A 25107-nucleotide genomic window follows, 5' to 3' on the forward strand; every position below is an offset into this window, starting at 1 on the left:
GCGGGCCATGCAAAGACTGATCCTGATGCGCCACGCGGAGGCCGAGCGGGCGAGCGATTCCGGCCGTGATCGCGACCGCGACCTGTCGGCGCGCGGACGCGCCGACGCCGCCGCCATGGGCCGGGCGCTGGCCGCGAAGGGCGTGCGTCCTGATCTGGCGCTGGTCTCGCCCGCCAGCCGCACGCAGCAGACCTGGGATCTGGTCCATGACGCCATGGGTGATGTCGAGGTGCGGGGCGACGAGCCCCTGTACAACGGCTCCGCCGACACCCTGCGCCGGGCCATCGAGGCGGTGGAGGACGAGGCCGGAACGCTGCTGGTGCTGGCGCACAATCCGGGCGTTCACCTGCTGGCCGTCGAGTATCTGGTCGAGAGCGCCGCCTCGCCGTCGATACTGGATCGGATGAGCGGCGGCTTCCCGCCGGGCTCCGCCGCGCTGTTCACGGTCGATGTGGCCGGACGCTGCACCTTCGAGGGCTACCTCCAGCCGCGGGACCTCGCCGGATGAGCGACATCGCCTACAAGCTGGTGGACCGCGACGAGTGGGAATTGGCCCGCCTGGATGGCGCCTATGCCGGTTCCGCCGTCGATCTGAAGGACGGCTACATCCACATGTCGAGCGGCGCCCAGTTGGCCGAAACGGCGCGCCGCCACTATGCGGGGCGCGGCGACCTGCTGCTGGTGGCGGTGGACCTGACGGTGCTGGGCGAATCGCTGAAATGGGAAGCGTCACGTGGTGGCGACCTGTTCCCGCATCTGTTCGCCCCCCTGCCCGTGAGCGCGGCGCGCGAGGAGCGCTCCCTTTCGGTCGATGCGGACGGCGTCATGCATTTCGACGATGGAGCCATCGGATGGGCCTGACCGACATCGGCGCGGCCCTGCTGCGGACCCTCGATCCGGAGACGGCGCACCAACTGGCGATCAAGGCCTTGCAGGTCACCCCCCTGCCCGCTCCGCCTACGGACGATCCGGTTCTGCGCGCGCGCGTGGGCCGACTGGACCTGCCGAACCCGGTGGGGCTTGCCGCTGGTCTGGACAAGAACGGCGAGGCCCTGCACGGCCTCGCCCGGCTGGGTTTCGGCTTCGTGGAGTGTGGCTCTGTCACCCCGCTGGCGCAGCCGGGCAATCCGAAGCCGCGTCTCTTCCGCCTGTATGAAGACCGGGCGATCATCAACCGGATGGGGTTCAACAACGCCGGGCTGGACGCCTTCGCCGGCCGTCTGTCGGGACGTCCGACGACGGCGGTGATCGGGGCCAATCTCGGCGCCAACAAGGACACCGAGGACAAGGCGGCGGACTATGTGAAAGGCCTGATCCGCCTGAAGGGACTGGCCGATTACGTCACCGTCAATGTCTCCTCGCCGAACACCCCGGGCCTGCGGGCCTTGCAGGGCCGCGCGGCGCTGGACGACCTTCTGGGCCGTCTGGCGGAGGCGCGAGGCGACGACCCGACGCCCGTTTTCCTGAAGATCGCGCCGGACCTGACCGCCGGCGAGATCCGTATGATCGTCGAGGCCAGTCTGGATCACGGACTGGACGCCCTGATCGTGTCCAACACAACGCTGGACCGCCCGGAGAGCCTGCGCGCGCCGGATCGCGGCGAGGCCGGCGGCCTGTCCGGCGTACCGCTGAAGGCTCGCGCGCGGGATGCCTTGCGCGCCGCCGCCGACGCCTCGGCGGGACGCCTGCCGCTGATCGCGGTCGGGGGCATCGACAGCGGCGAGGAAGCCTGGGCGCGTATCCGGGCGGGCGCTTCCGCGATCCAGATTTATTCGGCGCTGATTTACGAGGGCCCCGGACTGGTTTCCCGCATCAAGCGCGAACTGGCCGAACGGCTGCGCGCCGAAGGGTTCTCCACAGTGTCGGAAGCGGTCGGAACCGCCCGTTGACGGAGCGTTAGGGCCAACGCGGCATGATCCCCGAACGGCGAAGACGCCATTTCCGGGGAGACGCATGGCGAACGCCAGTGCCGCCATCACGCCGATGACCGATCCGTGGGTCGTCGCCATTCACCAGCGCCGCAAGGCGCTGCTGCAGCGGCTCGGCATGGCCGCGGCCAGCGCCCTGGTCTTCAGCCCCCTGATCGGCTGGGAGCTGAGCGTCCTGTGGGTGATAGGCTATTTCGTGATCCAGGGCGTCGACCTGTGGACCTTTTCCCCCGTTCTGGCCGGTCGCGCGCAGAAGCTGACGGGGCTGCGCGCCCTGCTGGGCGACGTCATGCTGGTCCTGAACGCAAGCTATTTCGGCAGTCTTTCAGTTCCGCTGTGGCTGGTCGGCGGTCCGATGGGCGGCATCAGCGCGGCCATGCTGCTGTCGGCCGGCGCCATTTATTCGATGATCAATGCGCCGCGTTCAATGCGGGTGCTGCTCCTGACCGTCACGCCACAGTTCCTCTATCTGACCTCCATCCCCTTCTACATGGCCCTATTCGGGGGCTCGACGGGCTTTGTTTCGGCCGCGGCGATCGCGGTGGGCGTCTTCATCACCTACTGCCTGTCGACCTGGAAGCGCATGAACGACGCCCGCACGGCCGAGAGCGCCGCCCGGATCGAAGCCGAACAGAAGCGGGTCGACGCCGTTCGCATCATGGAGGGCCGCAGCGCCTTCCTGGCCACGGTCGGCCATGACCTGCGCACCCCGATCAGCGCCATCCTGACCGGCGCGGCCGAGCTGGAGCGCGGCGCCGCCGACGGCGCCGCCCGCAGTCAGGCCCGACTGATCAACGACGCGGGCGTGATGATGAAGGCCCTGCTGGACGATCTGCTGGACCATGCCAAGCTCGAAGCCGGGCATATGACGGTGGACGCCGTGGACTTCGACCTGCGCGAACTGCTGAACCAGACCGTTCGCCTGTGGCGCGCCCCGGTGCGCGCCAAGGGCGTGAAGTTCCGCGTCGAAGGCGCGGCGACCATTCCGGCCGCGGTGCGCGGCGACCCGATGCGCCTACGCCAGGTTCTCAACAATCTGATCTCCAACGCCGTGAAGTTCACCTCGACCGGCGCCATCACGGTGCGGCTGCAAAGCTGGCTGGACGAGCCGGTCGGCCACGCCATCCTGATCGAAATATCTGACACCGGCCCGGGCATGAACGCCGCCCAGGTGGCGCGCCTGTTCACGCCGTTCGACCAGACCCAGGACGGCGTCAGCGCCCGTCACGGCGGCACGGGTCTGGGGCTGTCGATCAGCAAGCAACTGGCCGACCTGATGGGCGGCCGCCTGACCGCGCGCAGCCGTCCCGGCGAAGGCGCCCACTTCACCCTGGCCCTGCGCCTGCAACCCGGCGAGATGACCCAGGCCGTCACGCCCGGACTGGATCAGGAAAGCCGCGACGCCGTCGCCCGCGTTCTGTCTGATCGGGACGCCGGCGCGGGGCCTGTCGCACTGACGCCCGCGCCCCGGCCTGCCCCGACGCCTGCCCCGGTGATGGAAGCCGCCGGGCCCGCGCCCGCCGTCGTCGAGGACGCCGTCGAAGACGAGGACGAGGGCCGCCCGATGCGGGTGCTGGTGGTCGATGACCATGACATCAACCGCCGCGCCATCCAGTTGATCCTGCAGCCGCTGGGCTGTGACATCGCCACCGCGGCGGACGGCATGGCGGCGCTGAAGATTTGCGAGCAGACCGCCTTCGATCTGATCTTCATGGACGTGCGGATGCCCGAACTGGACGGTCGCGAGACGACCAGGCGCATTCGCGCCGGAAGCGGCCCGAACGCTCATGTCCCCGTTATCGCCGTCACCGCCGACACGGCGCCGGAAGACATCGCCGCCTGCACCGCGGCGGGCATGACCTATTTCGTGCCCAAGCCGATCACCCCGCCGATGCTGCTGGGCGCCATCACCCATGTGATGACCATGGCCGAGGATCAGACGGGCGTGGAAGACATGGAGACGGCGGTCGCCTGACCGCGCACCGCCGTCAGGAGGCGCTCAGGGAAATCCGCCGCCTTCATCGCGCACTCCCAGACCGTGATGACGCGCCATCCGGCGGCCTGAAGGGCCTGTGCGTTGGCCAGGTCGCGGGCGCGATTGCGGTCGATCTTGGCGATCCAGTAGTTCGCGTTCGCCTTTGGTTGTCGCGCCCCGCGCGGGCAGTCGTGGCCGTGCCAGAAACAGCCGTGGACCAGGACGACGGTGCGCCGCCCCTTCATTACGATATCCGGTCGTCCGGGCAGTCCCGCGCCGCCCAGCCGGTAACCGATCCCGGCCGTGCGCAGAATGCGGCGCACGGCCAGTTCGGGCGAGGTGTCCTTCCCCTTCACGCGCCGCATGACGGCGCTGCGCTTTTCCGGGGTGAAGACGTCGGTCACAGCTGGACCGCGCTCATGCAGCGAGTGACCGCGTCACCAGCGATAGCGCCAGCTTAGAGCTGCGCCAGCAGGTGCTCGGCCGACGAGACCTTGAACTCGCCGCCCTGCTCGATGTTCAGCTGCTCGACGACGCCGTCCTTGACCAGCATCGAATAGCGCTGCGAGCGCTCGCCCATGCCGAAGCCCTTCGCGTCGAGCGAGAGGCCGATCTGGCGGGTGAAGTCGCCGTTGCCGTCGGCCAGCATCAGGATGTCGTCCTTGCCGATGCCCTGGCTGTCAGCCCAGGCGCCCATGACGAAGGCGTCGTTCACGGAGACGCAGGCGATGGTGTCCACGCCCTTCTCAGCCAGAGCTTCGCGATTGTCCTTGAAGCCCGGGAGGTGGCGGGCCGAGCAGGTCGGGGTGAAGGCGCCGGGCACGGCGAACAGGGCCACGGTCTTGCCGGCGAAGATGTCGTCCGTCGAAACCGGCTTGGGGCCGTCGTCGGTGGCGCGGGTCAGGTTGGCCGAGGGGATGCGGTCACCGATCTGAACGGTCATGGCAGGCTCCGAAAATGGAATGTGAGGATCTAACTCCCGGACCAGATAGGCGTTGCCGAAGGTCCCGCCAACACCTGCGTCGCCGCGCATCCTTGCGCCGCCCGGCCCGCGTACCGATGATAAGGGCATGGACGACTTCCAATCCCTCGTCGGACGGCTGCTGGTGGCCATGCCGGGCATCAATGACGACCGGTTCGAACATGCGGTGATCCTGGTCTGCGCCCACGGCCCGGACCACGCGATGGGCCTGCGGCTGGACCGCCCCGCGCCGGGCGTGGACCTGAAGGCGGTGCTGGACAAGCTGGACACCCCCGCGCCGGACTCGGCCTCGAGCCGCAAGGTGCTGGTGGGCGGCCCGGTGGAGCGTGAGCGAGGCTTCGTGCTGCACACCAACGACTGGCTGATCGAGGACGCGTCCATGCCCTTCGGCGAGGGACTGGCGATGACCGGCACCCGCGAGGCGCTGGCGGCCATGGTCGATCCCTTCGAAGGGCCGCGGAAGTCGGTGCTGATGCTGGGCTATGCCGGTTGGGGCGACGGCCAGCTGGAGGACGAACTGGTCGGGAATGTCTGGTTGACCGCCGACGCCGATCCGGCCCTGATCTTCGACACCGATTATGACAGCAAATGGAGCCGGGCGGTGGCGACGCTGGGCGTCGATCCCGGGCAGCTGTCAGGACACGGCGGGCGAGCCTAGAGCCGCTCCCGGCACTGGACGATCATCCGGCGCTCACGATCTGAACGCGGCGCCCAGGCCAGCGCCGATCCCGTGAAATCGATGCGGCCCGCCCGGCCCCGGCTTTCGAGAGCCGCCACGCCACGCGTGGGATCACCATTCACCCGGCCGCACCACAGTCGGCTTCCCCTGTCAGCCCGACCATCGTCCCGCAGAAAGGCGCCGGTGTTGACCAGTTCAAGCTGATCCTCGGCGGAGAGATGTGCCCGTTCCCGGAGCACGGCCTCCACCCGGTTGCCGCCTTGATAGATCCACAGCAGAACCGGGGGCCCCAACAACGCGACTACGATCATCACGTACATCACCGCTCGTCCGACCGGACGCTCACGCCAGTAATCTTCAGGGCTCACGCGGAGCGCGCCTTGATCGGCGCCGAGCCGTCGGCAAGGGACTCGTTCAGATAGACCTCGGCCTCCTGCGCGGGCAGGGCCTGGGCGTAGCCGAAGCCCTGTCCGTAGTGGCACTGGGCGTCGAGCAGGAGCTTGGCGAGGCTGGCGTTCTCGACGCCCTCGGCGACGACTTCCAGCGAAAGATCACGGCCCAGGTTGACGACCGATTTGACGATCTTGGCCGACCCCTCGTCCTTGTCCATCGTCAGAACGAAGTAGCGGTCGATTTTCAGCGTATCGAACGGCAGCTTAGCCAGATAGCTGAGCGAGGAGAAGCCGGTGCCGAAGTCGTCCAGCGCCAGCGACGCGCCGACGTCGCGGAGCTTCTTCAGGGTCTCGGCGGCGCGGGTGGTGTCGCGCATGATGTCGCCTTCGGTCACTTCCAGCTTCAGCGCGCCCTTGGGCAGGCCGGCTTCGGAAATGATGCGTTCGACATCCTCGACCAGATTGGCCCGCTCGATCTCGCCGACCGACAGGTTGACGCTGCAGAACAGCTTGCCCGCCGACGGGTGCCGGGCCAGCCATTCGGCCAACTGACGGGCCGAGGCGCGCATCATCAGCAGGCCCAGATCGTTCATCAGGCCCATCTCGTCGGCCAGACCCAGAAACTCGTCCGGCGGGACCATGCCGCGCTTGGGGTGACGCCAGCGGGCGAGGGCCTCGAACCCGGCCACCGCGCCGGTATTGAGGTTCACGATCGGCTGGTAGAAGGGCTCGATCTCGCCGCGCACGAAGGCGTTTCGCAGGTCCGCCTCAAGCGCGAGGCGGGACAGGCTGTCGCTCTCCAGCGCACGGCCATAGGCGGCGATGCCGCCGCGACCGGCGGTCTTGGCCTGCTCCACCGCCAGTTCGACCCGGCGCAGCAGCTCGGCGGGATCAGCGGCGTCCGGACCGCCCTCGACCGTCACAGCGCCGATGGAGACCGTCGGATAGATGTCGAAGCCCGCGACACGCAGGGGCTGCTCCAGCGCCTCGCGCAGGCGCTCGGAGGCCACCGAGGTCTCACGCGGAACGAGGATGGCGAACTCGTCCTCGCCGATGCGGGCGGCGTTCGAGCCATGCGGGAAGGCGGCGTTCAGGCGCGAGCCCAGCGCGGCCAGCACCAGATCAGCCCGCTCGTGGCCCAGGGCCTCGTTCAGGCGACGCAGGCGGTCGACGTCGGCCACCACCAGTTCGAACTCGCCGGATTGGGTCAGGGCCTCGCCCGCGCGGACAAGGAAGGTGCGGCGGTCCAGAAGGCCGGTCAGATTGTCCCGGTGGGAGGCGGCGAACTTGGTCTCCAGCGCCACGACACCGGCGGCGCGCAGGCCGTCCTCGAGCCAGACGCCACGCCAGATACAGGTTTCGGCGTCACGCATGCGCAGGCGAACGGCGACCTCGGTCCCCTCCTCCTGCGGCTTCAGAATCTTTTCGGCAAGGGCGCGATCCTGCGGAATGGCCACCGCGGTGAAGGCCGCGCCCGAGCATTCGGGGGCCAGCGGGCCAAGTCCGAGGGCGCGGGTGGCGCCGGTGAACCGCATCTGATCATCGGCGGGGGTCCAGATCCACAGGGCGGTGTCCGCCGCCGCCAACGCCTCAATGGCCGTCGTCGCATCCCAGGCCAGACTTCTGGAGCGAGTGTTCACGCGCCGCGGTTCTCCGATGCACGGCGTCAGCCGGCGCGTCCAGTCCCGTCATTCACACGGCCGAACAGGAGATGATCTGCCCAAGCGCCGTTAATTTTGAGATAAGCCCGTGCCCGGCCTTCAAGCTCGAAACCCGCCTTTTCCAGCACGCGGCGGGAAGCGGCGTTGTGCGGAACGCAGGACGCCTCGACCCGGTGCAGCTTCAACTCGGTGAAGGCGTAGTCACTGATCGCCCGCACAGCCGCCGTCGCGAGTCCCTGGCCCGCGAACCGGCTGGCGATCCAGTAGCCGATGGTGCCGGTCTCGGCGACGCCGCGCCGGACGTTCGACAAGGTGATCGCGCCCACGAGCGTCCGCCCGTGATCGAGGAAGATGAAGAAGGGCCAGGCGTTCCCGGCGTCGAGTTCGCGCTGGTAGATCGACAGCCGCCGACGGTAGGCCGCGCGGGTCAGATCGTCCTCGGGCCAGGTCGGCTCCCACGGCTGGAGGTAGGCATAGGATTCCTGACGCAGCGCCGCCCAGGCCTCGTGGTCGGAGGCCCGGGGCGTGCGCAAGATGACGCCCTGCCCCTCCACGACCGGTCCGCCCGCGTCACTGATCCAGTCCAGAAGCGCCATGGGGCCAGAATAGTCCTGCGAGGATCAGCCGAACAGGGCGTGGCGGAAGGCCGCGCCCGCCGGAGCCGCCGCCTTCGGGCCCAGCACCGCCGTGGCGGCGAGACCAGGCGCCAGACAGGCCAGCGCGGCGGCGCGGACATCAGCGGCGCTCTGGAGCAGCACCCGATCCGCCATTGTCTGAGAAGCCAGCGGCGCGCCATAGATCAGCACCTGCGCCGCCGCCCGGTTGGCGCGCGACGCCGGGCTTTCGTCCGACATCCAAAGGCCGGCGTTCAGCACGGCCTTGGCGCGCGCAAGTTCAGCGGCGGTGGGGCCGTCCTTGGCCAGCGCCTTCAGTTCGGCCGCGCAGACCTGCGCAAGTTCGACCGCCCGGTCGGCCGAGGCGCCGGAGTAGATGCCGAGAACGCCGGCGTCCTCATAGGGCTCGTGCCAGGCGTCGACTGCGTAGGCGAGCCCCCGCTCCTCCCGAGCGCTCTGGAACAGGCGCGACGCCATCCCGCCGCCAAGGATTTCGGTCATCAGGCGGCTCGCCGGATAGAGCGGGTCCAAAGCCGACGGCGCGGGCAGTTCAAAGACGATGTTGGCCTGTTCGATCCGGCGGGTCAGGGCCGCGTCGCCGCCGGTGAACACGGGCACGGCGGGCGCCTCGGCCGGGGTCGCGACCTGATCTCCGAACCACAGCTCGGCAAGGGCCAGCAGCTCGGCCTCATCCACGGCGCCCGAGGCCGAAACCACCATCCGGTCCGGCGAGTACAGGCGCGCGCGCCACGCGGCGATGGTCGACTTGTCGATGGGCTTCAGGCTGGCGACCGAACCCAGGATGGGGCGACCGAGCGGCTGGTTCGCGAAAGCCCGCGTCTGGGCCATTTCGAAGACGTGGTCGTCCGGGGTGTCGAAGGCCTCGGCGATCTCCTGCGCCACGACATCCTTCTCGCGGATGATCTCGGCGGGATCGAGGGTCGGGCGAAAGACAAGGTCCGACAGCACCTGCATGGCCAGCGGCAGCGAGCCCTTGAGCGCCCGGATCTCGAAGCTGGTGCGCTCATAGCCAGTGGCGGCGTTGATGGAGCCGCCCTCGGCCTCGACCCGCTCCACGATCTCGCGCGCGCCCATATCGCCGGCGCCCTTGAACACAAGATGCTCGAGACAATGCGACCAGCCGGAGGTCGCCTCGCTTTCCCACTTGGCCCCGCCCCTTACGGCGACGGTCAGGGCGAGGGTGCGCAGACCCGGCATCGGATCGCAGACGACGCGGACGCCGTTGGACAGGGTGTGGAGGGTGGTCAGGTGGAGATCTCTTCAGTCGTCGGGACGCTCATCCGGCGCCGAAGCAGCGTCACGTAGGTGCCCAGCAGGGCGATCGCCAGCCCGAACCAGGTCAGGGCATAGCCGAAATGGTTGTTGGAGAAGGCCGCGGGCGGTGCCGAGGGCTGGAGGGCGGGCCAGTCGGGATTGGTCGATGTCAGGGCGTAGAGCGTCTCGGCCGCGACCGGACCGGCGACGTTCAGGGCGCGCGCCATGGTCGGCGTGTCGCGGGCATAGAACTGCCGGCCGCTGGACGGGGCCGCCATCGGGCCGGGCGGCGGCGTATGCCGGACCTCGACGGTCAGGGTGACAGGCGTATCGGACGCGGTCACCGGCGGACGGGCGGAAACGGTGTCGGGGACGAAGCCGCGGTCGATCAGGAACGTCGGACCGGCAGGGTCAGGCCGGCAGGCCGAAACGAGGCGCACGCCGATCTGCCCCTCCTGAACGGTCTGGAGCTCCACAAAGGGGGCCCAGGCCAGTCCGGCGCAGGTCAGGGTCGCGGAACGGAATTCGGGCGCCTGTGCGGCGAGCACGGCCGCGAGCGGTTGCGGCGGCTGGGCGGCGGCGGCTTCAGCCTCGGCGATCAGACCTTCCTTCCAGTGCAGGCGCTGGACCTGCCAGCTGCCCAGACCGCAGAGCAGGGCCAGGGCAACACCGGTGGCCAGCGTCAGGCCCCACGGGAACCGGGCGCGGGGTTCAGACATGGTCGTGTTGCCCGGCCTTGTTGCGCATCTGCAAGGCGATCATGACACCCTTGCCGGGTCGCATCAGTCCGATGGACAGCCCCGCCACCAGCGGCAGGGCGATCACCAGCAGAAGCCAGATGGGCGGGTTCCAGGCGATCATGGCGAACAGGGCGCTGAACACCACCAGTCCCCCGGCGATCTGCATGATGAAGATGGCCGCGCCGTCACCCGTGTTGAGGCGACTGTAGTCGAAGCCGCAAGCCTCGCAGCGGTCCACGACCTTCAGGAACCCCGCGTAGAGCGGTCCCTGCCCGCAGTTGGGGCAGCGGCAAAGCAGACCGGCGCGGATCGGGTCGATCCGCGCCGGCTTAAGTGGTTGCCCTGCAGGGCCTTCCGTCACCCGAAGACGACGTAGACGAAGGCGAACAGGAACAGCCAGACCACGTCCACGAAGTGCCAGTACCAGGCCGCCGCCTCGAAGCCGAAATGCTTCTGCGGGGTGAACTGGCCGGCCAGCAGACGCAGCAGGCAGACGATCAGGAACAGGGTGCCGATCAGGACGTGGAAACCGTGGAAGCCGGTCGCCATGAAGAAGATCGAACCATACAGGCCCGAGTTGATGGCCTCTTCGTTGAAGAAGAGGTTCTCGTGGATGATGTGGTGGTACTCGTAGGCCTGAACGGCGGTGAACAGCAGGCCGAGGGCGACGGTGATGGCCAGACCGATCTTGGTGGCCTTGCGGTCGCCTTGCGCCAGGGCGTGGTGCGCCCAGGTCACGGTGGTGCCCGACAGCAGCAGGATCAGGGTGTTCAGCAGCGGCAGTTGCCAGGCGTCCAGGGTTTCGATGCCCTTGGGCGGCCAGGTCGACCAGGCCTTGGCGGTGTCGGCCCAGGCGCCGACTTCCGGGATGTGAGCGCGCGCTTCATTGAAGAGCGTCATCTCGAAGAACATCCAGAAGAAGCCGACGAAGAACATCACTTCCGAAGCGATGAACAGGATCATGCCGTATCGCAGACCCAGCTGGACGACCGGGGTGTGGTCGCCCGCGCGGCTTTCCTTGACCACGTCCGCCCACCAGCAGGCCGCCGAGATCAGGACACCGGCCAGACCGGCGAAGAACAGCGCCTTGTCACCCTTGGCGAACAGGGCGCCCATGACCGTGCCGGCGGTCTCGGCGGGAACCAGACCCTTCATCCAGACGACGGCGCCGATCATCATGACAGTGACGGCGAACGAGGAGGCCAGCGGCCAGGGGCTCGGATTGACGAGGTGGTAGTCGTGGTGCGGTGTCGCGTGAGCGTCGGCCATCGGTGTCTCTTGGAACGGTCGAGAGTCGTATTGGGGCAGGCTATAGCGCCCGCTATCCAGCCGCGCCAGTGGCTTGCGCCACTGTTTGGGCGCCGTTCGCGGCCTGTTGGAACCGCGACGTCGGATAGAAGGTGTAGCTGAGGGTGATTTCGGTCACACCCCGGCTCTCCGCATCGGTCGCCATTTCAGGCGCGACGAAGTACTGAACCGGGAATTTGATGGTCTGGCCGGGCTGGATGATCTGCTCGTCGAAGCAGAAGCATTGCAGCTTCTGGAAGTAGGGACCGGCGCGTTCCGGGACCACGTTGTAGGCCGCCTTGGCGCTGATCGGCTCGTTCGAGGTATTGGTCACGTCGAAGAAGGCCATGCCGGTTTCGCCGATTCGGACGCGCTGGCTGACCTGCTCGGCGCGGAACTGCATCGGCAGCTCACGGACATTGGTGTCGAAGCGAACCAGAACCGTCTGATCCAGCTGGACGTCCGGCGCCTTGTCCGCGCGGCTGACGGTGCCGTCGAAACCGGTCACCTGACAGAACATGCGATACAGCGGCACGGCGGCGAACGAGGCGCCGGTCATCCCCATCACGCCCAGCACGCAGGCGATGGCGACGGCGTTCCGGGACATCTTCATCGGGCGTATCCGACAGGCTCGCCGGCGGCGATGGCCGCGGTGCGGGCGTCGATATTGCGCTTCAGGTTCAGGATCGTCACGCCGAAGACGATCACCATGAAGGCGACCAGGGCGCCGGCGATGGCGAGGTTCCGCTTCTTGCGGGCGGTGAGTTCTTCGGGGGTGAGCTGGCGCATGGGTCTTACAGTCCCGGAGTGAAGCTCTCGACCAGCAGAGCGGCGAACAGGGCCATCAGGTACAGGATCGAGAAAGCGAACAGGTTGCGCGCCGGTTTGGCCTCGGCGCGGACGTCATACAATGCGGCCTCTCGCCCCACGGCCTCCGCCTTGTCCGGCTGGTCGCCCGCGCGTGACCGCCACAGCCGCAGCGTCAGGAACAGGAAGCCCGCGCCGCCGACGATGGAGACCACCTGATAGATGATCCCGCCCATGCCGGTGAAGCCGGGCGCGACCGCCGCGACGAGGAACACCAAGGTGTACAGGACGATCTGCAGACGGGTGCTTTTCGCGCCGCGCGCCACCGGCATCATCGGAATGCCCGCCTTGGCGTAGTCGCCCGCCGAATACAGGGCCAGGGCCCAGCTGTGCGGCGGCGTCCACAGGAAGATGATCAGGAACAGCACCCAGGCCTGCCAGGGCGCCTGGCCTGTGGCCGCGGCCCAGCCGATGACCGGCGGGAAGGCGCCGGCGGCGCCGCCGATGACGATGTTCTGGGGCGTCCGGCGCTTCAGCAGCAGTGTGTAGAAGACGGCGTAATACAGGATGGTCAGCAGCAGCAGGCCGCCCGCCAGCCAGTTGGTCGTCATGCCCAGCAGCATGACCGAGAAGACCGACAGGATGACGCCGAAGGCCATGGCGTCGTTCTTCTTCACCCGTCCGGCGGCGACCGGACGGCCGCGCGTCCGCCGCATCAGGGCGTCCGTCTCGCCTTCCAGAGCCATGTTCAACGCGCCCGCGGCTCCGGCGCCCACGGCGATGCACAGCACCGCGATGGCGGACGAAATCCAGTCCAGCGCGCCATCAGCCACGACCAGACCGACGACCGCGGTGAAGATCACGACCGACATCACGCGCGGCTTCAGCAGCTGGAAGAAGTCTTCCGGCTGGGCCGTGGAGATCGCGGGGTGGGCGGCGGGTTCGGTCATTCAGGCTTCTTAACGGTTGAGGGCCGCTCCTGTGCAGGAGCGGCCCCCGGTTACTGTCCGGCCAGGCCGGTCTTAGTGCTCGTCGCTTTTGACCACCGGCAGCACGTTGAACTGGTGGTGCGGCGGAGGCGAGCTGAGCGTCCACTCCAGAGTCGTGGCGCCTTCGCCCCACGGATTGGCGACGCCCGGGCGACGACGGATCGCGGCTTCCAGCAGCATGATCAGAAAGACGGCGACGCCGATGATCGTGATCACATAGCCGACCGACGAGACGTGGTTCCACAGGGTGAACGCGTCCGGATAGTCGATGTAGCGGCGCGGCATGCCCTGCAGGCCGAGGAAGTGCTGCGGGAAGAACACGAGGTTCACGCCCACGAACATGATCCAGAAGTGCAGGCAGCCGAGGAACTCGTTGTACTTCACGCCGAACATCTTCTCGAACCAGTAGTAGAATCCGGCGAAGATGGCGAAGACTGCGCCCAGCGACAGCACGTAGTGGAAGTGCGCCACGACGTAGTAGGTGTCGTGCAGGCTGTAGTCGATGCCGGCGTTCGACAGGACCACGCCGGTCACGCCGCCGACGGTGAACAGGAAGATGAAGCCGATAGCCCACAGCATGGGGGTCTTGAAGGTGATCGACCCGCCCCACATCGTCGCGATCCACGAGAAGATCTTAACGCCCGTGGGCACCGCGATGATCATGGTCGCGGCCACGAAGTAGGCGCGCAGGTTCACCGACATGCCGACCGTGTACATGTGGTGCGCCCACACGATGAAGCCGATGAAGCCGATGGCGACCATGGCGTAGGCCATGGCGAGATAGCCGAAGACCGGCTTCTTCGAGAAGGTCGAGACAATGTGCGAGACGATGCCGAAGCCCGGCAGGATCAGAATGTACACCTCGGGGTGGCCGAAGAACCAGAACAGGTGCTGGAACATGACGGGGTCGCCGCCGCCGGCCGGGTTGAAGAACGAGGTGCCGAAGTTGCGGTCCGACAGCAGCATGGTGATGGCGCCGGCGAGGACCGGCAGCGACAGCAGCAGCAGGAAGGCGGTGATCAGCACGGCCCAGGCGAACAGCGGCATGCGGTGCAGGGTCATGCCCGGGGCGCGCATGTTGAAGATCGTGGTGATGAAGTTGATCGCGCCGAGGATCGACGAGGCGCCCGCGACGTGCAGCGAGAAGATCGCCAGATCCATCGCCGGCCCGGTGTGGCCCGAGGTCGAGAGCGGCGGATAGATCGTCCAGCCGCCGCCGAATCCCTTGCCCGGACCGCCGTCGACGAACATCGAGGCGCACAGCAGCACCCAGGCCGAAACCAGCAGCCAGAACGAGATGTTGTTCATGCGCGGGAAGGCCATGTCCGGCGCGCCGATCATGATCGGAACGAACCAGTTGCCGAAACCGCCGATCATGGCGGGCATGACCATGAAGAAGATCATGATCAGGGCGTGCGCCGTGACGGTGACGTTGTAGCCGTGCTTGGACGCCTCCACGAGGCCGAGCTGCTCGATGATGCCGCCCGGGACGAAATACTGGATGCCCGGGGCGGCCAGTTCGAGACGGATCAGGCCGGACAGGGCGCCGCCCACGATCCCCGCCATGATGGCGAAGATCAGGTACAGGGTCCCGATGTCCTTGTGGTTCGTCGACAGGAACCAGCGGGTGAAGAAGCCCGGCTTGTGGTCGTGATGACCGTCGTGATCGTGGGCGATGGTTTCGGCTGCGGTGGCCATGTCTTTGGGGCTCTCGCGGATCGTTACTGGGCGGCCGGGGCAGCGGCGGGAGCCGCGGCCGGGGCAGGCGTGGCCGCGGCAGGCGCGGGGGTGGTGGCGGCGTCCGCGGGAGCGGCGGCGTCAACGGCGGGGGCAGCGGCCGGAGCCGCGGCGCCTTCCGGCGCCTTCGGGGTCATCGAACCGCCCTTGGAGGCGACCCAGGCTTCAAACTCGGCCTGGCTGACGACACGGATCTCGATCGGCATGAAGGCGTGGTCGACGCCGCACAGCTCCGAGCACTGGCCGTAGAAGGTGCCGACGCGGTCGGCGCGGAACCAGGTTTCGTTCAGACGGCCCGGGACGGCGTCGATCTTCAGACCGAACGCCGGAAGGGCGAAGGCGTGGATCACGTCGGCGGCGGTGACCTGAACGCGGATGGTCTTGCCGACCGGCACGACGATCGGTTCGTCCGCGGCCAGACGGTAGAGATCGTGCGGCATGCCGCGTTCCTTGATCTCTTCCTCGGACAGCATGTTCGAGACGTATTCGGTGATGCCCTGATCCGGGTACTCATAGCCCCAGTTCCACTGGTTGCCGGTGGCCTTAACGGTCAGGTACGGCTCCGGCATGTTGTTGTAGGCGAACAGCAGGCGGAACGAGAACAGCGAGATGCCGACGAGGATCAGGACCGGCAGAACCGTCCAGATCACCTCGATCAGGGTGTTGTGGCTCCACTTGGCGGGAACCGGGTTCGACTTCTTGTTGTAGCGAACGACGATCCAGATCAGCAGCGCAAGCACCAGCAGCACGATCAGGGTGATGATCGGCATCAGGATCCAGTCATGGAAGAAGTGCGCCTCAACCTTCAGCGGCGAGGCCGCCGGTTGCAGCGTGATACCGCCCGGGGTCGGCTGACCCATGCGGTCGCCTTCCGAAGCCAAGGCCGGCGTAGCGGCGAAAACGGCCAGGCTCAGGGCGGCGATACCACCACCGATCAGCGCCCGGGCCCGCGTGCCCATCCCCATGCGAGACATCCTCATAAAACCGTTTCGTCGCAATCATTTGCGAGTCAATCGCAAACAGCCGCCCCAAGCCTCAAGCCCGCGACGACACTTCGGGCGGTCCATATCGCCCCCTCCCTCACTTGCCAAGCGTTCCGACCCATCCGCGACGTTCGGGCGCCGGATTAAATCGCATCCATGTTTTGACAGCTACCTTGCAGCGCAAGATACCTTGCGATACCCCTTTGGCCATCACAGGAGACCTTGATGTGCCTGAAACCATAGACATCCAGCTGAAGAAGGGGGCCCTGACGCTGTGCGTTCTGGCCGTTCTGAACCGGCGCGAAAGTTACGCCTACGAGATCGCATCGACCCTGTCGGACGCGATCGGAATGGGTGAAGGAACCATCTATCCGCTGATGCGGCGGATGCAGGCCGACGGGCAGGTAGAGACCTATCTGGTCGAATCGCCCTCGGGACCTTCGCGCAAATACTATCGCCTGACCGACGCCGGACGCGCGGCCCTGGAGGCCCAACGCTCCGAATGGCGCGTCTTCGCCCAGGCGGTCGAAACCATTCTGGACGACACGGCGGCTCCCGCCGTCGTCGCCAGCGAAGAGGGAGCTGAACAATGACCCGCGCCGAATTCATGGCCCGGCTGAGACAGGGCCTCGTCGGCCTGCCGATGGCCACGGCCGCAGAGATCGCCGCCGACTACGACCTGCACTTCACCGACGGCCTCGCCGCCGGGCGCAGTGAAGCAGAGGTGGCCGAGGCGCTGGGCGACCCGGCCCGTCTGTCCCGCGAACTGCGTGCAGAAGCCGGCGCCCGTCGCTGGACGCAGGAGCAGAACCCTTCGAGCGCGGTCGGCGCGGTCCTCGGCCTGATCGGTCTGGGCGCGCTGGACATCATCATCCTGACCTTCCTCGTGACCCCGCTGTTCGGTTCCGTCATCGCCATGCTGATCGGCGGTGTCGGGATATTCATCTCGGGCGGCGTCTTCGCCGTCGTCGCGCCGTTCTTCGACGGACCCGGCGGCGTCGCGGCGGCCGTTCTGGGCGGAGTCGGCCTGATGGGGCTGGGTGTGTTCATGACCGGCCTGATGGTCATGGTGGTCAAGCTGCTGATCGACCTGACCGTCTGGTACGCCCGCCTGCACTACCGCGTGCTGAAACCGGCGCTCGGCGCCCAATCCGACAACCAGGCCTGAGGGAGGACCTGACATGATGCGCAATCTACTGGTCATCACCGGCATCGGCTTTCTGCTGTCGCTGCTCGGTCTCGGCGGCGCCGCCGCCCTGGTGGGCAATGACGTCCGCAAGCACGACTGGACATGGGTCGTCACCGACGACGGTCCCGGCGACTCCAGCTTCCGCTTCGAACGGGGGCAGGTTCAGCCCGACATCAGCAAGACCATCGCCTGGTCCGGCGGCGACAGCCTGTCGATCGACGTCCCCGGCGAGGTCTCCTACGTGCAGGGCGATCAGGCCGGCATCCAGATCACCGGCCCGAAGGACATCGTCGACAGCATCCGCTTCGCAGACGGTCGCCTGACCATGATCAGCGATGACCGCCAAGACCGTGGCTACATCCGCTGGTCGGGAAGCAGCATCCGGGTGTGGAGCGAGTCCGAGAACCTGCGGATCGTCGTCACCGCCCCCTCGGTGACCACTTTCGAGACGGGCGACAACGGCGTCCTGCGGGTGCGCGGCTATGACCAGCCGACGCTCATGGTCACGACCCAGGGCGAAGGCCGGATCAATGTCGAGGGCCGGACGGACAAGGCGACGGTAGCCGTGAACGGCGACGGGGACATCAACCTGTCCCGCCTGCTGCTGGACGAGGCGGCGGTTACGGTGACCGGCAGGGGCGACGTCAGCGTCGGACCGACCGCCCGCGCCGACATCGACATCTCGGGGCATGGCGACGTCACCCTGACGCGCAATCCCTCCCAGGTGAACCAGACCATCACCGGCTGGGGTGAAGTCGAGTTCGAGTAGCCATGGTGACGCGGGGACGGTCAGCCCCTAATTAGGGAGCATGACCGTCCTCGTTTCCCCGCCCGCCATCCTCGACAGCGCCGAGGTCGGCGCAGACGAAGCCCTCTCGATCCTTCAGGACGCCCTGACCGGAGCCGATGACGGCGAACTGTTTCTGGAGCGATCCGAGTCGGAGTCGCTCGTTTTCGACGACGGCCGTCTGAAGTCCGCGGCCTATGACGCGACCGAAGGCTTCGGCCTGCGCGTCGTCGCCGGCGAGACCGCCGGTTACGCCCACGCCAACGAGATCAGCGCCCCGGCCCTGCGCCGCGCCGCCGACAGCGCGGCCCTGGCCAAGTCGGGCCACGCCGGGATCGCCGCCGAGGCCCCGCAGGCGACCAATCGCAAACTCTATGACGAGGTCGATCCCCTCGCCTCCCCCGCCTTCTCCGACAAGATCGCCCTTTTGGCTGAGATCGACGCCTGGGCCCGCGCCCGCGATCCGCGCGTCGTACAGGTCTCGGCTTCACTGGTCGGCGAGCATCGCCAGATCGAGATCCTGCGCGGCGATGGCCGCCTGATGCGCGACATGCGCCCGCTGGTGCGCCTGAACGTCTCCGTCACCGTCGAGAAGGACGGCAAGCGCGAGAGCGCCTCGTCCGGCGCGGGCGGTCGCGCGGGCTTCGAGGCCTGGGTGGCTCCGGACCGCTGGCAGGCGCAGGTCGATGAGGCTCTGCGTCAGGCCCTGGTCAACCTGGAGGCCATCGACTGCCCGGCGGGCGAGATGGATGTGGTTCTGGGCGCCGGCTGGCCCGGCGTCCTGCTACACGAAGCCATCGGCCACGGCTTCGAAGGGGATTTTCACCGCAAGGGTTCGTCGGTCTTCACCGGCATGATGGGCAAGCGCGTGGCGGCCCCGGGCGTGACCGTGGTGGACGACGGATCCATCGCCGGTCGCCGGGGCTCCCTGACCATCGACGACGAGGGCACGCCGACCAACCGCACCGTCCTGATCGAGGACGGCATCATGGTCGGGCTGATGCACGACCGCCTTTCGGCGCGCCAGCTGAACACCAAGGCCACCGGCAACGGCCGCCGCCAGTCGTTCGCCCACATGCCCATGCCGCGCATGACCAACACCTTCATGGAAGGCGGCAAGGATTCGAAGGCCGACATGATCGGCAACACGAAGCGCGGCCTCTACGCCGCGAACTTCGGCGGCGGGCAGGTGGACATCACCAACGGCAAGTTCGTGTTCCAGTGCACGGAGGCCTATCTGATCGAGGACGGGAAGATCACCGCCCCGGTGCGCGGCGCGACCCTGATCGGCGACGGCGCCACGGCCCTGACGCAGGTTCAGATGATCGGCGACGACTTCGCGTTCGATCCGGGCGTCGGTGTCTGCGGCAAGGCCGGTCAGGGCGTGCCGGTAGGCATCGGTCAGCCCTCGCTGAAGATCGGCGGACTGACGGTGGGCGGGACAGCGGTCTAGGGATTAGGGATTAGGGATTAGGGATTGTCGGCGCCAAACGGGCGACCAACAGGTCTGAACCGAGACCCAATCCCCAATCCCTAGTCCCTAATCCCCGGCTTCACTTCCACTCCGGCCCGACGATCTCGAACCCGCGCGCCTTCAGGCTGTCCAGAACGCCGCCCTCCTCGGCCAGCAGACGGACCGGGGCGACGCCCATGGTGGTGCCGGGCGAGATCATGGCGGTCTCGACCGCCGCCGCCCATTGCTGATGCAGTTGTGGGGCCAGCTCCGGGTCGCCCCACGGCCAGCAGACGTTCAGCGCCTGCTCAATGGGCGAGTTGACCACCTCCGGCACCCGGAAGGCCCGCCAGTCGATGGCCCGGTCCCGCGAGGACTCCGGCCCGGCCTCGGCGGCGGCGATGGCGCGCTCTACGCAGGGAACGTGCACGGTCTGGGGCGCCGAGATCAGGCTCTCGACCATCTCATCCCCGCGCACGATGCCGACCGGCCGCATGTCTGTACGCGCCCGGCGGCCCGCCCGCCGAACCACGTCGATAGCGTCCTGTCCTTCCCGGCCCGCGCGGAAGCCGGCCTTGTCCTGCATCAGGTCGAGACCGAGCATGAGCAGGCTCTTGCGCCGCCAGTCCTGATTGCGGTCGCCCGCCATCAGGGCTTCCAGCCGCGCCTGATACTCCGGCGACAGATAGTCGGCGGTCGTCGTGTCGCCGGGCAGTTGGCTGATGGTGCGCATGCGCCAGATGACCCGCAGCAGATCGCTGAAAGAGGCCCGCCCTTCCTGCGGCAGCAGGATCAAATCCGCCTTCGCGGCGGCTTCCTCCAGCGCATCCGGATGCCAGGTCACGTCGCGCGGAATGCTGCGGATGGAACCGACGAGGATCAGGGTCGTGTCGCCCCGCGTCACCGTCCACATCGGCGCGCCCGAGCGGCGGGCCAGCACCACGACCTCGTCGAGTTCGACGGCATCGTCCTGCGTGACCGGAGGCGCCGTCTGGGCGATGGCCGGCGAAGCGACCGGAGCGAGGGTCAGAAGGATCGATGCAACAACCGCGACGGACTTCATGATGCCACCCGTTAGACTTGATGAAAGACAGTATTGCGCAGACAAGATCAGAACACCAAAATGACAGCCCTGTAATGCTGTCTCCGATTTAATCCACCTGTCCGTGTTGTAACTGGAGACAGGCGGCTCATGCGGCCACACCTCTCGTCACATGACGAGGGGAGTTCCGCAATGACCAAGACCATTTTGATGGCGACCACGGCGCTGGTTCTGGGCGCCGGCGCGGCCGCCGCGCAGACGCCGCCCCCCGCACCGCAATCCGTCCAGCCCGAAGCCGGACAGCAGGGCGTGCTGGTGTTCACCCCGGACTTCTTCGCCGACCAGCGCCCGACCACCGCCTTGGACATGGTCAACCGGGTGCCGGGCTTCAGCGTCTCTGACGGTGACGGCAGCCGGGGCTTCGAGGGCTCGGTCGGCAACGTCCTGATCAACGGCTCACGGCCCGCCTCGAAGAACGACTCGGGCTCGAACGTTCTGGGCCGGACACTGGCAAGCAATGTCGAGCGGATCGAACTGATCCGCGGCGGCGCGCCCGGCATAGATATGCAGGGCTTCTCGGTCGTGGTGAATGTCGTCACCCGCAGCCAGGCCAGCCAGCAGACCATCGTCACCGGAAACGCCGTCCTGTTTGAAGGCGGTCAGGACGTCTATGGCGGCTCGGTCCAGTTCACCGCCCGCGACGGCGACCGGACGTGGGGCTTCACCCTGAGCGACGGCCTGTCGATGAGCGACTCCAACGGCACGGGTCCGGTCATCCGCCGCAACGGCGCGGGGACGATTATCCGCGACGAGGACTATTTCAACGACCAGAAGGGCGGCGGCCAGTCGGTCCGGGTCAACTACGCCAGCCCGTTCCTGGGCGGGAAGATCGACCTGACGGCGCGTTACGGCCTCAACGACTACGAAGGCATCAACCTGCAGACCTCGCCGACGGTCCGGCGCGAGAGCCTGTACGCCGAGGACGGCTCCAGCGGTGAGTTCGGCGCGGTCTATACCCGCCCGCTGAGCAGCCGGTTCAATCTGGAAACCCGCTTCATCCACGAGTTCAGCGACTTCGACGCCGTCTCGACAAACCGGACCCGCCTGTCGGGCGTGGATAGCCCCGAGCAACGCTTCGAGTCCGACGGCAATGCGTCCGAGACCATCCTGCGCGGCCTGATCCGGTTCGAGCAATCGCCGAAGCTGACGTGGGAGTTCGGCGGCGAGGTCGCCTACAACATGCTTGAGACCGAGCAGGCCTTCAGCATCGGCGGCACGCCGGTCCCCCTGCCCTCGGCTTCGGTCAAGGTTGAGGAAACGCGTGGCGAGGTCTTCGGCAAGGGCACCTGGCGGGTGCGTGACGACCTGACCATCGAAGGCGGCCTGCGGATGGAGGCCTCGACAATCACCCAATCCGGCGACGCCGATCAGGAGAAGAGCTTCTTCTTCCCCAAACCCCGTTTGCTGGCGACCTGGACGCCGATGCCAAACAACCAGTTCCGCCTGCGCTTCGAGCGTGAAGTGGGTCAGCTGGACTTCGGCGACTTCGCCGCCTCGGCCGATCTGGAGGATGAGAACGTCTTCGGCGGCAACATCGACCTGGAGCCCGAGCAACGCTGGATCAGCGAACTGATCTATGAGCGTCGCTTCCTGGGCGACGGCATCGTCAGCATCGGCCTGCGCCATGACGAGATCGTCGACGCCATCGACGTCATCCCGCTGGACGACGGCCTGTCGGCGGTCGGCAACATCGGCGACGGCACGCTGGACCAACTGGCCGTGAACGTTCTGGTGCCGATGGACTGGGCCGGTTTCACCGGCGGACGTCTGGGTTTCCGCAACACCTGGAACCAGACCGAAGTCACCGACCCGACCACCGGCGAAGCCCGGCCGATCTCGAACGTCCGCAGCACGCAGGCGACCTTCACGATCGCCCAGGACATCACGTCGTGGAAACTGCAGTGGGGCGGCGCCTGGATCCCGCTGCTGGGTCAGACCAGCTTCGACCCGGACCAGCGGTTCAGCTGGCGTGGACGGGACTATTTCGAAGCCTGGGCCGAGTACAAGCCGACCCCGACCCTGTCGATCCGGGCCCAGATCAACATCTGGGACAATTTCGACCAGGAGCGCATCGCTTACGGTGATCGGGTCAGCCGGCCGATCTCCTACATCGAAACGCGCGAGATCGACCCCCGCACCTTCTACCAGATCCGTCTGCGCAAGACGTTCTGACATCGGCTCCGGCCGCGCCCCTGAATGGCCGGAGCTGGACGGCGGCGGAGGTTCCCTTACCCTCCGCCGCCCCTTTTCGGTGATCGCGCCTCACTTTCCCGCTTGTAACTGGCGAAGGTCCGGCGGTCCGGGCATAGGTCCCCCAAAACGGGGGGTTCACATGCGCAAGGCCATCTGGCTTGCGGGCGTCGCGGCGTCCGTTCTTGCAGTTCCGGCCATGGCTCAGGTCGCGCCTGCGAGCGTGGCCGAGGCGCCGCGCCCCGCCGGACCTGCGGGCGAAGCGCCCGAAGTGGACGCCGCCCAGCGCGGAGTGTTGATCTTTGAACCGGCCTTCTTCGCCGCCAGCCGACCCAACACCGCCTGGGATATGATCACCCGCCTGCCGGGCTTCTCGTTCAGCGGCGGCGACAGCGACACTCGCGGCCTGGCGGGCGCCTCCGGCAATGTGCTGATCGACGGACAGCTTCCCTCCAGCAAGACAGACGGACTGGGCAGCGTTCTGGGCCGTATATCCGCCGCCTCGGTGGCGCGGATCTAACTGATCCGCGGCGGCGCGCCGGGCGTCGACATGCGCGGCCATCCGGTCGTCGCCAATGTGGTTCTGGTCCGCGCCGTGACAACCGAACGGGTGCTGGAGATCAACGCTTATGCCTACCCCGACGGCTATCTTGGTCCGACCCTGCTGTTCGGCTGGTCCCGCCGCGAGGGTGATGAGCAGATCGAGGCCGAGATCAGCGCCGCCAGCGACCGCACCGATGGTACAGGCCCCGGCTTCCGCCGCCGCTATGACGCGGCCGGAAACCTGACGCAGGACGCCGAACTGGACCGCTGGGACCGGTACAGGAACCTGCGCGCGACGGGCGCCTTGCAGCGGCGACTGGGTGGTGGACGGCTTCGGGTCAACGCACTGCTGGGCCTGAGCGACAACGATGATCGACAAGCCGTTCGCATCCTTTCAGGCGTCGGCGCCGACAGCCGGAACGAGGAGAGCGAACAGTCGCTGGACGGCGAGCTCGGTGTGAACTGGGTTCGCGATCTGGGCCCGCGTTCGGCGCTCGAACTGACCGGACTGCAGCGGTACGAGACCGAGGAGTACGTCGGCGTTTCGACCGGGGGCGGCGACAACGAGACCTTCACCTCGGACGCCACGGCGGGCGAAAGCATCCTGCGCGGCGCCCTGCGTTTCCGTCCGACGGATCAGTGGGCGTTCGAGGGGGGCGGCGAGGCGGCGTGGAACGTCCTCGACAGCGCCACGACCTACGCCGAGAACGGCGTGCCCATCCCCCTGCCCTCGGCCTCCGTGCGGGTCGAGGAGCTGCGCGGCGAAGTGTTCGGTCAGGCGACCTGGCGACCGTCGCCGGAGTTCACCGTGGAGGCCGGATTGCGCATCGAGGCGTCGGAGATCAGCCAGACCGGCGACAGCAACACCAGCAAGACCTTCACCTACGCCAAGCCCCGTCTGCAGGCGACCTGGACGCCCGGCGCGGGTCACCAGTTCCGCTTCCGGGTCGAGCGGGATGTGGGCCAATTGGACTTCGACGACTTCGTCGCCTCGGCGGACATAGACATCGGCGAAGTGGAAGCCGGCAACCCGGACCTGGCGCCCCAGCAGGAAACGGTGTTCGAGGCGCTGTACGAGCGCCGGTTCTGGAATGACGGCGTGTTCGACGCGACCCTCCAGCACGCCGAGATCGAGGATGTGGTCGACGTCATTCCGCTGGCCGGCGGCTTCGACGGCGTCGGCAATATCGGCGACGGAACCTCCGGCTTCTTCCGCCTGCGGGTCACACTGCCGTTCGACAAACTGGGGGTTCCCAACGCACGCCTGCACGTCCGCACGACCTGGGCGTGGAGTGAGGTCACCGCCCCGGTCACCGGCGAAAACCGCCGCTTCCAGGGCAGTCAGGCCTTCGGTTGCGAGGTGAACTTCAATCACGATCTGAACGGCGGACGCTGGTCTTACGGCTTCGAGCATGGCTGCAATACGGACAAGGGCCGCACCTTCCGGGTTCGGGAAATCCGCGCCTCGCGTGAGGACCCGTTCGTGCTGATTTATGGCCAGTGGAAACCGCGCGACGACCTGACCCTGCGTGTCGATCTGGGTAACGCCACGGATCAAAAGCAGGGCTATGACCGCCTGCTCTACAGCGGCCCCCGCGACGTCGCCCCGATCAGCGGGCGTGAGGTCCGTCAGACCGAAGCCAGTCCCTGGCTGTATCTGCAGGTCCGTAAGACATTTTAGGGCGCTATCGCTCGCCGCGCGGCGGCTCGCTGCTTGAGCGCGGGTGGGGGGAGCCACGGCCCGAAATGCGCTCAAGCAGCGAACGCCCGCGTCACGAGCGATTTCGCAAAGGA

At 67.4% G+C, this 25107-nt stretch carries 27 protein-coding genes; 12 read left to right on the forward strand and 15 right to left on the reverse strand.

Features of this window, described 5'->3' with window-relative positions; all coding sequences use genetic code 11:
• Nucleotides 1-7 precede the first annotated feature (7 nt).
• From ACODRV_RS10810 to ACODRV_RS10825, 4 genes are all read left to right on the forward strand, one after another.
• Nucleotides 8-508, forward strand: coding sequence for a SixA phosphatase family protein (locus ACODRV_RS10810; RefSeq protein ID WP_488908318.1), 501 nt, complete (start codon nucleotides 8-10; stop codon nucleotides 506-508).
• Nucleotides 505-861: a DUF952 domain-containing protein gene (locus ACODRV_RS10815; RefSeq protein ID WP_141627720.1), complete on the forward strand. Its 357-nt coding sequence runs from the start codon at nucleotides 505-507 to the stop codon at nucleotides 859-861. Before ACODRV_RS10810 ends, ACODRV_RS10815 begins: the two co-directional genes overlap by 4 nt.
• A complete protein-coding gene (locus ACODRV_RS10820) occupies nucleotides 852-1889 on the forward strand; it encodes a quinone-dependent dihydroorotate dehydrogenase (protein WP_488908319.1) in 1038 nt (345 codons plus the stop codon). Before ACODRV_RS10815 ends, ACODRV_RS10820 begins: the two co-directional genes overlap by 10 nt.
• A gap of 64 nt (nucleotides 1890-1953) precedes the next feature.
• Complete coding sequence (locus tag ACODRV_RS10825; protein ID WP_488908320.1) at nucleotides 1954-3903, forward strand: ATP-binding protein; 1950 nt, start codon at nucleotides 1954-1956, stop codon at nucleotides 3901-3903.
• Here ACODRV_RS10825 and ACODRV_RS10830 read toward each other — a convergent pair.
• On the reverse strand, nucleotides 3864-4307 hold the full coding sequence (locus ACODRV_RS10830) for a very short patch repair endonuclease (protein WP_488908321.1): 444 nt from the start codon (nucleotides 4305-4307) through the stop codon (nucleotides 3864-3866). The genes ACODRV_RS10825 and ACODRV_RS10830 overlap by 40 nt on opposite strands.
• Nucleotides 4308-4360: 53 nt before the next feature.
• Nucleotides 4361-4846, reverse strand: coding sequence for a peroxiredoxin (locus tag ACODRV_RS10835; protein ID WP_141627723.1), 486 nt, complete (start codon nucleotides 4844-4846; stop codon nucleotides 4361-4363).
• A 127-nt stretch (nucleotides 4847-4973) separates the two neighbouring features.
• Here ACODRV_RS10835 and ACODRV_RS10840 point away from each other — a divergent pair, with 127 nt between their 5' ends.
• Complete coding sequence (locus tag ACODRV_RS10840; protein ID WP_488908322.1) at nucleotides 4974-5543, forward strand: YqgE/AlgH family protein; 570 nt, start codon at nucleotides 4974-4976, stop codon at nucleotides 5541-5543.
• On the opposite strand, the gene ACODRV_RS10845 is transcribed toward ACODRV_RS10840, so the two are convergent.
• From ACODRV_RS10845 to coxB, 12 genes are all read right to left on the reverse strand, one after another.
• Nucleotides 5540-5884 carry a hypothetical protein gene (locus ACODRV_RS10845; RefSeq protein WP_141627725.1) on the reverse strand — a complete coding sequence of 115 codons (345 nt, stop codon included), beginning with the start codon at nucleotides 5882-5884 and terminating at the stop codon, nucleotides 5540-5542. The genes ACODRV_RS10840 and ACODRV_RS10845 overlap by 4 nt on opposite strands.
• A gap of 44 nt (nucleotides 5885-5928) precedes the next feature.
• Entirely contained in the window at nucleotides 5929-7596 is a 1668-nt protein-coding gene (locus tag ACODRV_RS10850) for a putative bifunctional diguanylate cyclase/phosphodiesterase (RefSeq protein WP_488908323.1), read from the reverse strand.
• 26 nt (nucleotides 7597-7622) lie between these two features.
• Nucleotides 7623-8213, reverse strand: a complete 591-nt coding sequence (locus ACODRV_RS10855) for a GNAT family N-acetyltransferase (protein ID WP_488908324.1) — start codon at nucleotides 8211-8213, stop codon at nucleotides 7623-7625.
• Nucleotides 8214-8237: 24 nt separating this feature from the next.
• The gene (locus ACODRV_RS10860) at nucleotides 8238-9449 is read right to left on the reverse strand and encodes a M16 family metallopeptidase (protein ID WP_488908325.1); all 1212 of its coding nucleotides are present in this window, start codon (nucleotides 9447-9449) and stop codon (nucleotides 8238-8240) included.
• A 47-nt stretch (nucleotides 9450-9496) separates the two neighbouring features.
• Nucleotides 9497-10225, reverse strand: coding sequence for an SURF1 family protein (locus ACODRV_RS10865; protein ID WP_488908326.1), 729 nt, complete (start codon nucleotides 10223-10225; stop codon nucleotides 9497-9499).
• Nucleotides 10218-10607 (reverse strand): DUF983 domain-containing protein, encoded by a 390-nt coding sequence (locus ACODRV_RS10870; protein WP_141627730.1) that lies wholly within the window; start codon nucleotides 10605-10607, stop codon nucleotides 10218-10220. The genes ACODRV_RS10865 and ACODRV_RS10870 overlap by 8 nt, the downstream gene beginning before the upstream one ends.
• Nucleotides 10604-11515 (reverse strand): cytochrome c oxidase subunit 3, encoded by a 912-nt coding sequence (locus ACODRV_RS10875; RefSeq protein WP_141627731.1) that lies wholly within the window; start codon nucleotides 11513-11515, stop codon nucleotides 10604-10606. Before ACODRV_RS10875 ends, ACODRV_RS10870 begins: the two co-directional genes overlap by 4 nt.
• Nucleotides 11516-11567: 52 nt before the next feature.
• On the reverse strand, nucleotides 11568-12146 hold the full coding sequence (locus tag ACODRV_RS10880; RefSeq protein WP_141627732.1) for a cytochrome c oxidase assembly protein: 579 nt from the start codon (nucleotides 12144-12146) through the stop codon (nucleotides 11568-11570).
• On the reverse strand, nucleotides 12143-12322 hold the full coding sequence (locus ACODRV_RS10885; protein ID WP_141627733.1) for a hypothetical protein: 180 nt from the start codon (nucleotides 12320-12322) through the stop codon (nucleotides 12143-12145). Before ACODRV_RS10885 ends, ACODRV_RS10880 begins: the two co-directional genes overlap by 4 nt.
• Nucleotides 12323-12327: 5 nt before the next feature.
• Nucleotides 12328-13290, reverse strand: coding sequence for a heme o synthase (cyoE, locus tag ACODRV_RS10890; RefSeq protein ID WP_141627734.1), 963 nt, complete (start codon nucleotides 13288-13290; stop codon nucleotides 12328-12330).
• A gap of 72 nt (nucleotides 13291-13362) precedes the next feature.
• On the reverse strand, nucleotides 13363-15027 hold the full coding sequence (gene ctaD / locus ACODRV_RS10895) for a cytochrome c oxidase subunit I (RefSeq protein WP_141627735.1): 1665 nt from the start codon (nucleotides 15025-15027) through the stop codon (nucleotides 13363-13365).
• Between the two features lie 23 nt (nucleotides 15028-15050).
• Nucleotides 15051-16031: a cytochrome c oxidase subunit II gene (gene coxB / locus ACODRV_RS10900; protein ID WP_141628385.1), complete on the reverse strand. Its 981-nt coding sequence runs from the start codon at nucleotides 16029-16031 to the stop codon at nucleotides 15051-15053.
• Between the two features lie 245 nt (nucleotides 16032-16276).
• On the opposite strand from coxB, the gene ACODRV_RS10905 reads away from it, so the two are divergent.
• From ACODRV_RS10905 to tldD, 4 genes are read left to right on the forward strand one after another with little or no spacing between them, the layout of a single operon-like run.
• The gene (locus ACODRV_RS10905; RefSeq protein WP_488908327.1) at nucleotides 16277-16642 is read left to right on the forward strand and encodes a PadR family transcriptional regulator; all 366 of its coding nucleotides are present in this window, start codon (nucleotides 16277-16279) and stop codon (nucleotides 16640-16642) included.
• Nucleotides 16639-17217 carry a DUF1700 domain-containing protein gene (locus tag ACODRV_RS10910; protein WP_141627737.1) on the forward strand — a complete coding sequence of 193 codons (579 nt, stop codon included), beginning with the start codon at nucleotides 16639-16641 and terminating at the stop codon, nucleotides 17215-17217. The genes ACODRV_RS10905 and ACODRV_RS10910 overlap by 4 nt, the downstream gene beginning before the upstream one ends.
• 13 nt (nucleotides 17218-17230) lie before the next feature.
• The gene (locus tag ACODRV_RS10915; RefSeq protein WP_141627738.1) at nucleotides 17231-18007 is read left to right on the forward strand and encodes a GIN domain-containing protein; all 777 of its coding nucleotides are present in this window, start codon (nucleotides 17231-17233) and stop codon (nucleotides 18005-18007) included.
• 40 nt (nucleotides 18008-18047) lie between these two features.
• Nucleotides 18048-19478, forward strand: coding sequence for a metalloprotease TldD (tldD, locus tag ACODRV_RS10920; RefSeq protein ID WP_488908328.1), 1431 nt, complete (start codon nucleotides 18048-18050; stop codon nucleotides 19476-19478).
• Nucleotides 19479-19578: 100 nt separating this feature from the next.
• Here the strand turns inward: tldD and ACODRV_RS10925 are convergent, their stop codons facing one another.
• Nucleotides 19579-20541, reverse strand: coding sequence for a TraB/GumN family protein (locus ACODRV_RS10925; RefSeq protein ID WP_488908329.1), 963 nt, complete (start codon nucleotides 20539-20541; stop codon nucleotides 19579-19581).
• A gap of 171 nt (nucleotides 20542-20712) precedes the next feature.
• Here ACODRV_RS10925 and ACODRV_RS10930 point away from each other — a divergent pair, with 171 nt between their 5' ends.
• The 3 genes from ACODRV_RS10930 to ACODRV_RS10940 all read left to right on the forward strand — a co-directional run bounded on the left by ACODRV_RS10930 (nucleotide 20713) and on the right by ACODRV_RS10940 (nucleotide 24994).
• Complete coding sequence (locus tag ACODRV_RS10930) at nucleotides 20713-22752, forward strand: TonB-dependent receptor plug domain-containing protein (protein ID WP_488908330.1); 2040 nt, start codon at nucleotides 20713-20715, stop codon at nucleotides 22750-22752.
• 160 nt (nucleotides 22753-22912) lie between these two features.
• On the forward strand, nucleotides 22913-23290 hold the full coding sequence (locus ACODRV_RS10935) for a hypothetical protein (RefSeq protein WP_488908331.1): 378 nt from the start codon (nucleotides 22913-22915) through the stop codon (nucleotides 23288-23290).
• 30 nt (nucleotides 23291-23320) lie between these two features.
• Entirely contained in the window at nucleotides 23321-24994 is a 1674-nt protein-coding gene (locus ACODRV_RS10940) for a TonB-dependent receptor domain-containing protein (RefSeq protein ID WP_488908332.1), read from the forward strand.
• The last annotated feature ends 113 nt before the right edge of the window (nucleotides 24995-25107 follow it).

This window comes from Brevundimonas sp. FG8, assembly GCF_057808845.1.

What these genes read in the sequence shown, in the direction of transcription:
- ACODRV_RS10810 (WP_488908318.1), top strand. Translation starts at nt 8, where the DNA reads ATGCAAAGACTGATCCTGATGCGCCACGCGGAGGCCGAGCGGGCGAGC.
- ACODRV_RS10815 (WP_141627720.1), top strand. Translation starts at nt 505, where the DNA reads ATGAGCGACATCGCCTACAAGCTGGTGGACCGCGACGAGTGGGAATTG.
- ACODRV_RS10820 (WP_488908319.1), top strand. Translation starts at nt 852, where the DNA reads ATGGGCCTGACCGACATCGGCGCGGCCCTGCTGCGGACCCTCGATCCG.
- ACODRV_RS10825 (WP_488908320.1), top strand. Translation starts at nt 1,954, where the DNA reads ATGGCGAACGCCAGTGCCGCCATCACGCCGATGACCGATCCGTGGGTC.
- ACODRV_RS10835 (WP_141627723.1), bottom strand. Translation starts at nt 4,846, where the DNA reads ATGACCGTTCAGATCGGTGACCGCATCCCCTCGGCCAACCTGACCCGC.
- ACODRV_RS10840 (WP_488908322.1), top strand. Translation starts at nt 4,974, where the DNA reads ATGGACGACTTCCAATCCCTCGTCGGACGGCTGCTGGTGGCCATGCCG.
- ACODRV_RS10845 (WP_141627725.1), bottom strand. Translation starts at nt 5,884, where the DNA reads ATGTACGTGATGATCGTAGTCGCGTTGTTGGGGCCCCCGGTTCTGCTG.
- ACODRV_RS10855 (WP_488908324.1), bottom strand. Translation starts at nt 8,213, where the DNA reads ATGGCGCTTCTGGACTGGATCAGTGACGCGGGCGGACCGGTCGTGGAG.
- ACODRV_RS10860 (WP_488908325.1), bottom strand. Translation starts at nt 9,449, where the DNA reads ATGCCGGGTCTGCGCACCCTCGCCCTGACCGTCGCCGTAAGGGGCGGG.
- ACODRV_RS10865 (WP_488908326.1), bottom strand. Translation starts at nt 10,225, where the DNA reads ATGTCTGAACCCCGCGCCCGGTTCCCGTGGGGCCTGACGCTGGCCACC.
- ACODRV_RS10875 (WP_141627731.1), bottom strand. Translation starts at nt 11,515, where the DNA reads ATGGCCGACGCTCACGCGACACCGCACCACGACTACCACCTCGTCAAT.
- ACODRV_RS10880 (WP_141627732.1), bottom strand. Translation starts at nt 12,146, where the DNA reads ATGAAGATGTCCCGGAACGCCGTCGCCATCGCCTGCGTGCTGGGCGTG.
- ACODRV_RS10885 (WP_141627733.1), bottom strand. Translation starts at nt 12,322, where the DNA reads ATGCGCCAGCTCACCCCCGAAGAACTCACCGCCCGCAAGAAGCGGAAC.
- cyoE (WP_141627734.1), bottom strand. Translation starts at nt 13,290, where the DNA reads ATGACCGAACCCGCCGCCCACCCCGCGATCTCCACGGCCCAGCCGGAA.
- ctaD (WP_141627735.1), bottom strand. Translation starts at nt 15,027, where the DNA reads ATGGCCACCGCAGCCGAAACCATCGCCCACGATCACGACGGTCATCAC.
- coxB (WP_141628385.1), bottom strand. Translation starts at nt 16,031, where the DNA reads ATGGGGATGGGCACGCGGGCCCGGGCGCTGATCGGTGGTGGTATCGCC.
- ACODRV_RS10910 (WP_141627737.1), top strand. Translation starts at nt 16,639, where the DNA reads ATGACCCGCGCCGAATTCATGGCCCGGCTGAGACAGGGCCTCGTCGGC.
- ACODRV_RS10915 (WP_141627738.1), top strand. Translation starts at nt 17,231, where the DNA reads ATGATGCGCAATCTACTGGTCATCACCGGCATCGGCTTTCTGCTGTCG.
- tldD (WP_488908328.1), top strand. Translation starts at nt 18,048, where the DNA reads ATGACCGTCCTCGTTTCCCCGCCCGCCATCCTCGACAGCGCCGAGGTC.
- ACODRV_RS10925 (WP_488908329.1), bottom strand. Translation starts at nt 20,541, where the DNA reads ATGAAGTCCGTCGCGGTTGTTGCATCGATCCTTCTGACCCTCGCTCCG.
- ACODRV_RS10930 (WP_488908330.1), top strand. Translation starts at nt 20,713, where the DNA reads ATGACCAAGACCATTTTGATGGCGACCACGGCGCTGGTTCTGGGCGCC.
- ACODRV_RS10935 (WP_488908331.1), top strand. Translation starts at nt 22,913, where the DNA reads ATGCGCAAGGCCATCTGGCTTGCGGGCGTCGCGGCGTCCGTTCTTGCA.
- ACODRV_RS10940 (WP_488908332.1), top strand. Translation starts at nt 23,321, where the DNA reads ATGCGCGGCCATCCGGTCGTCGCCAATGTGGTTCTGGTCCGCGCCGTG.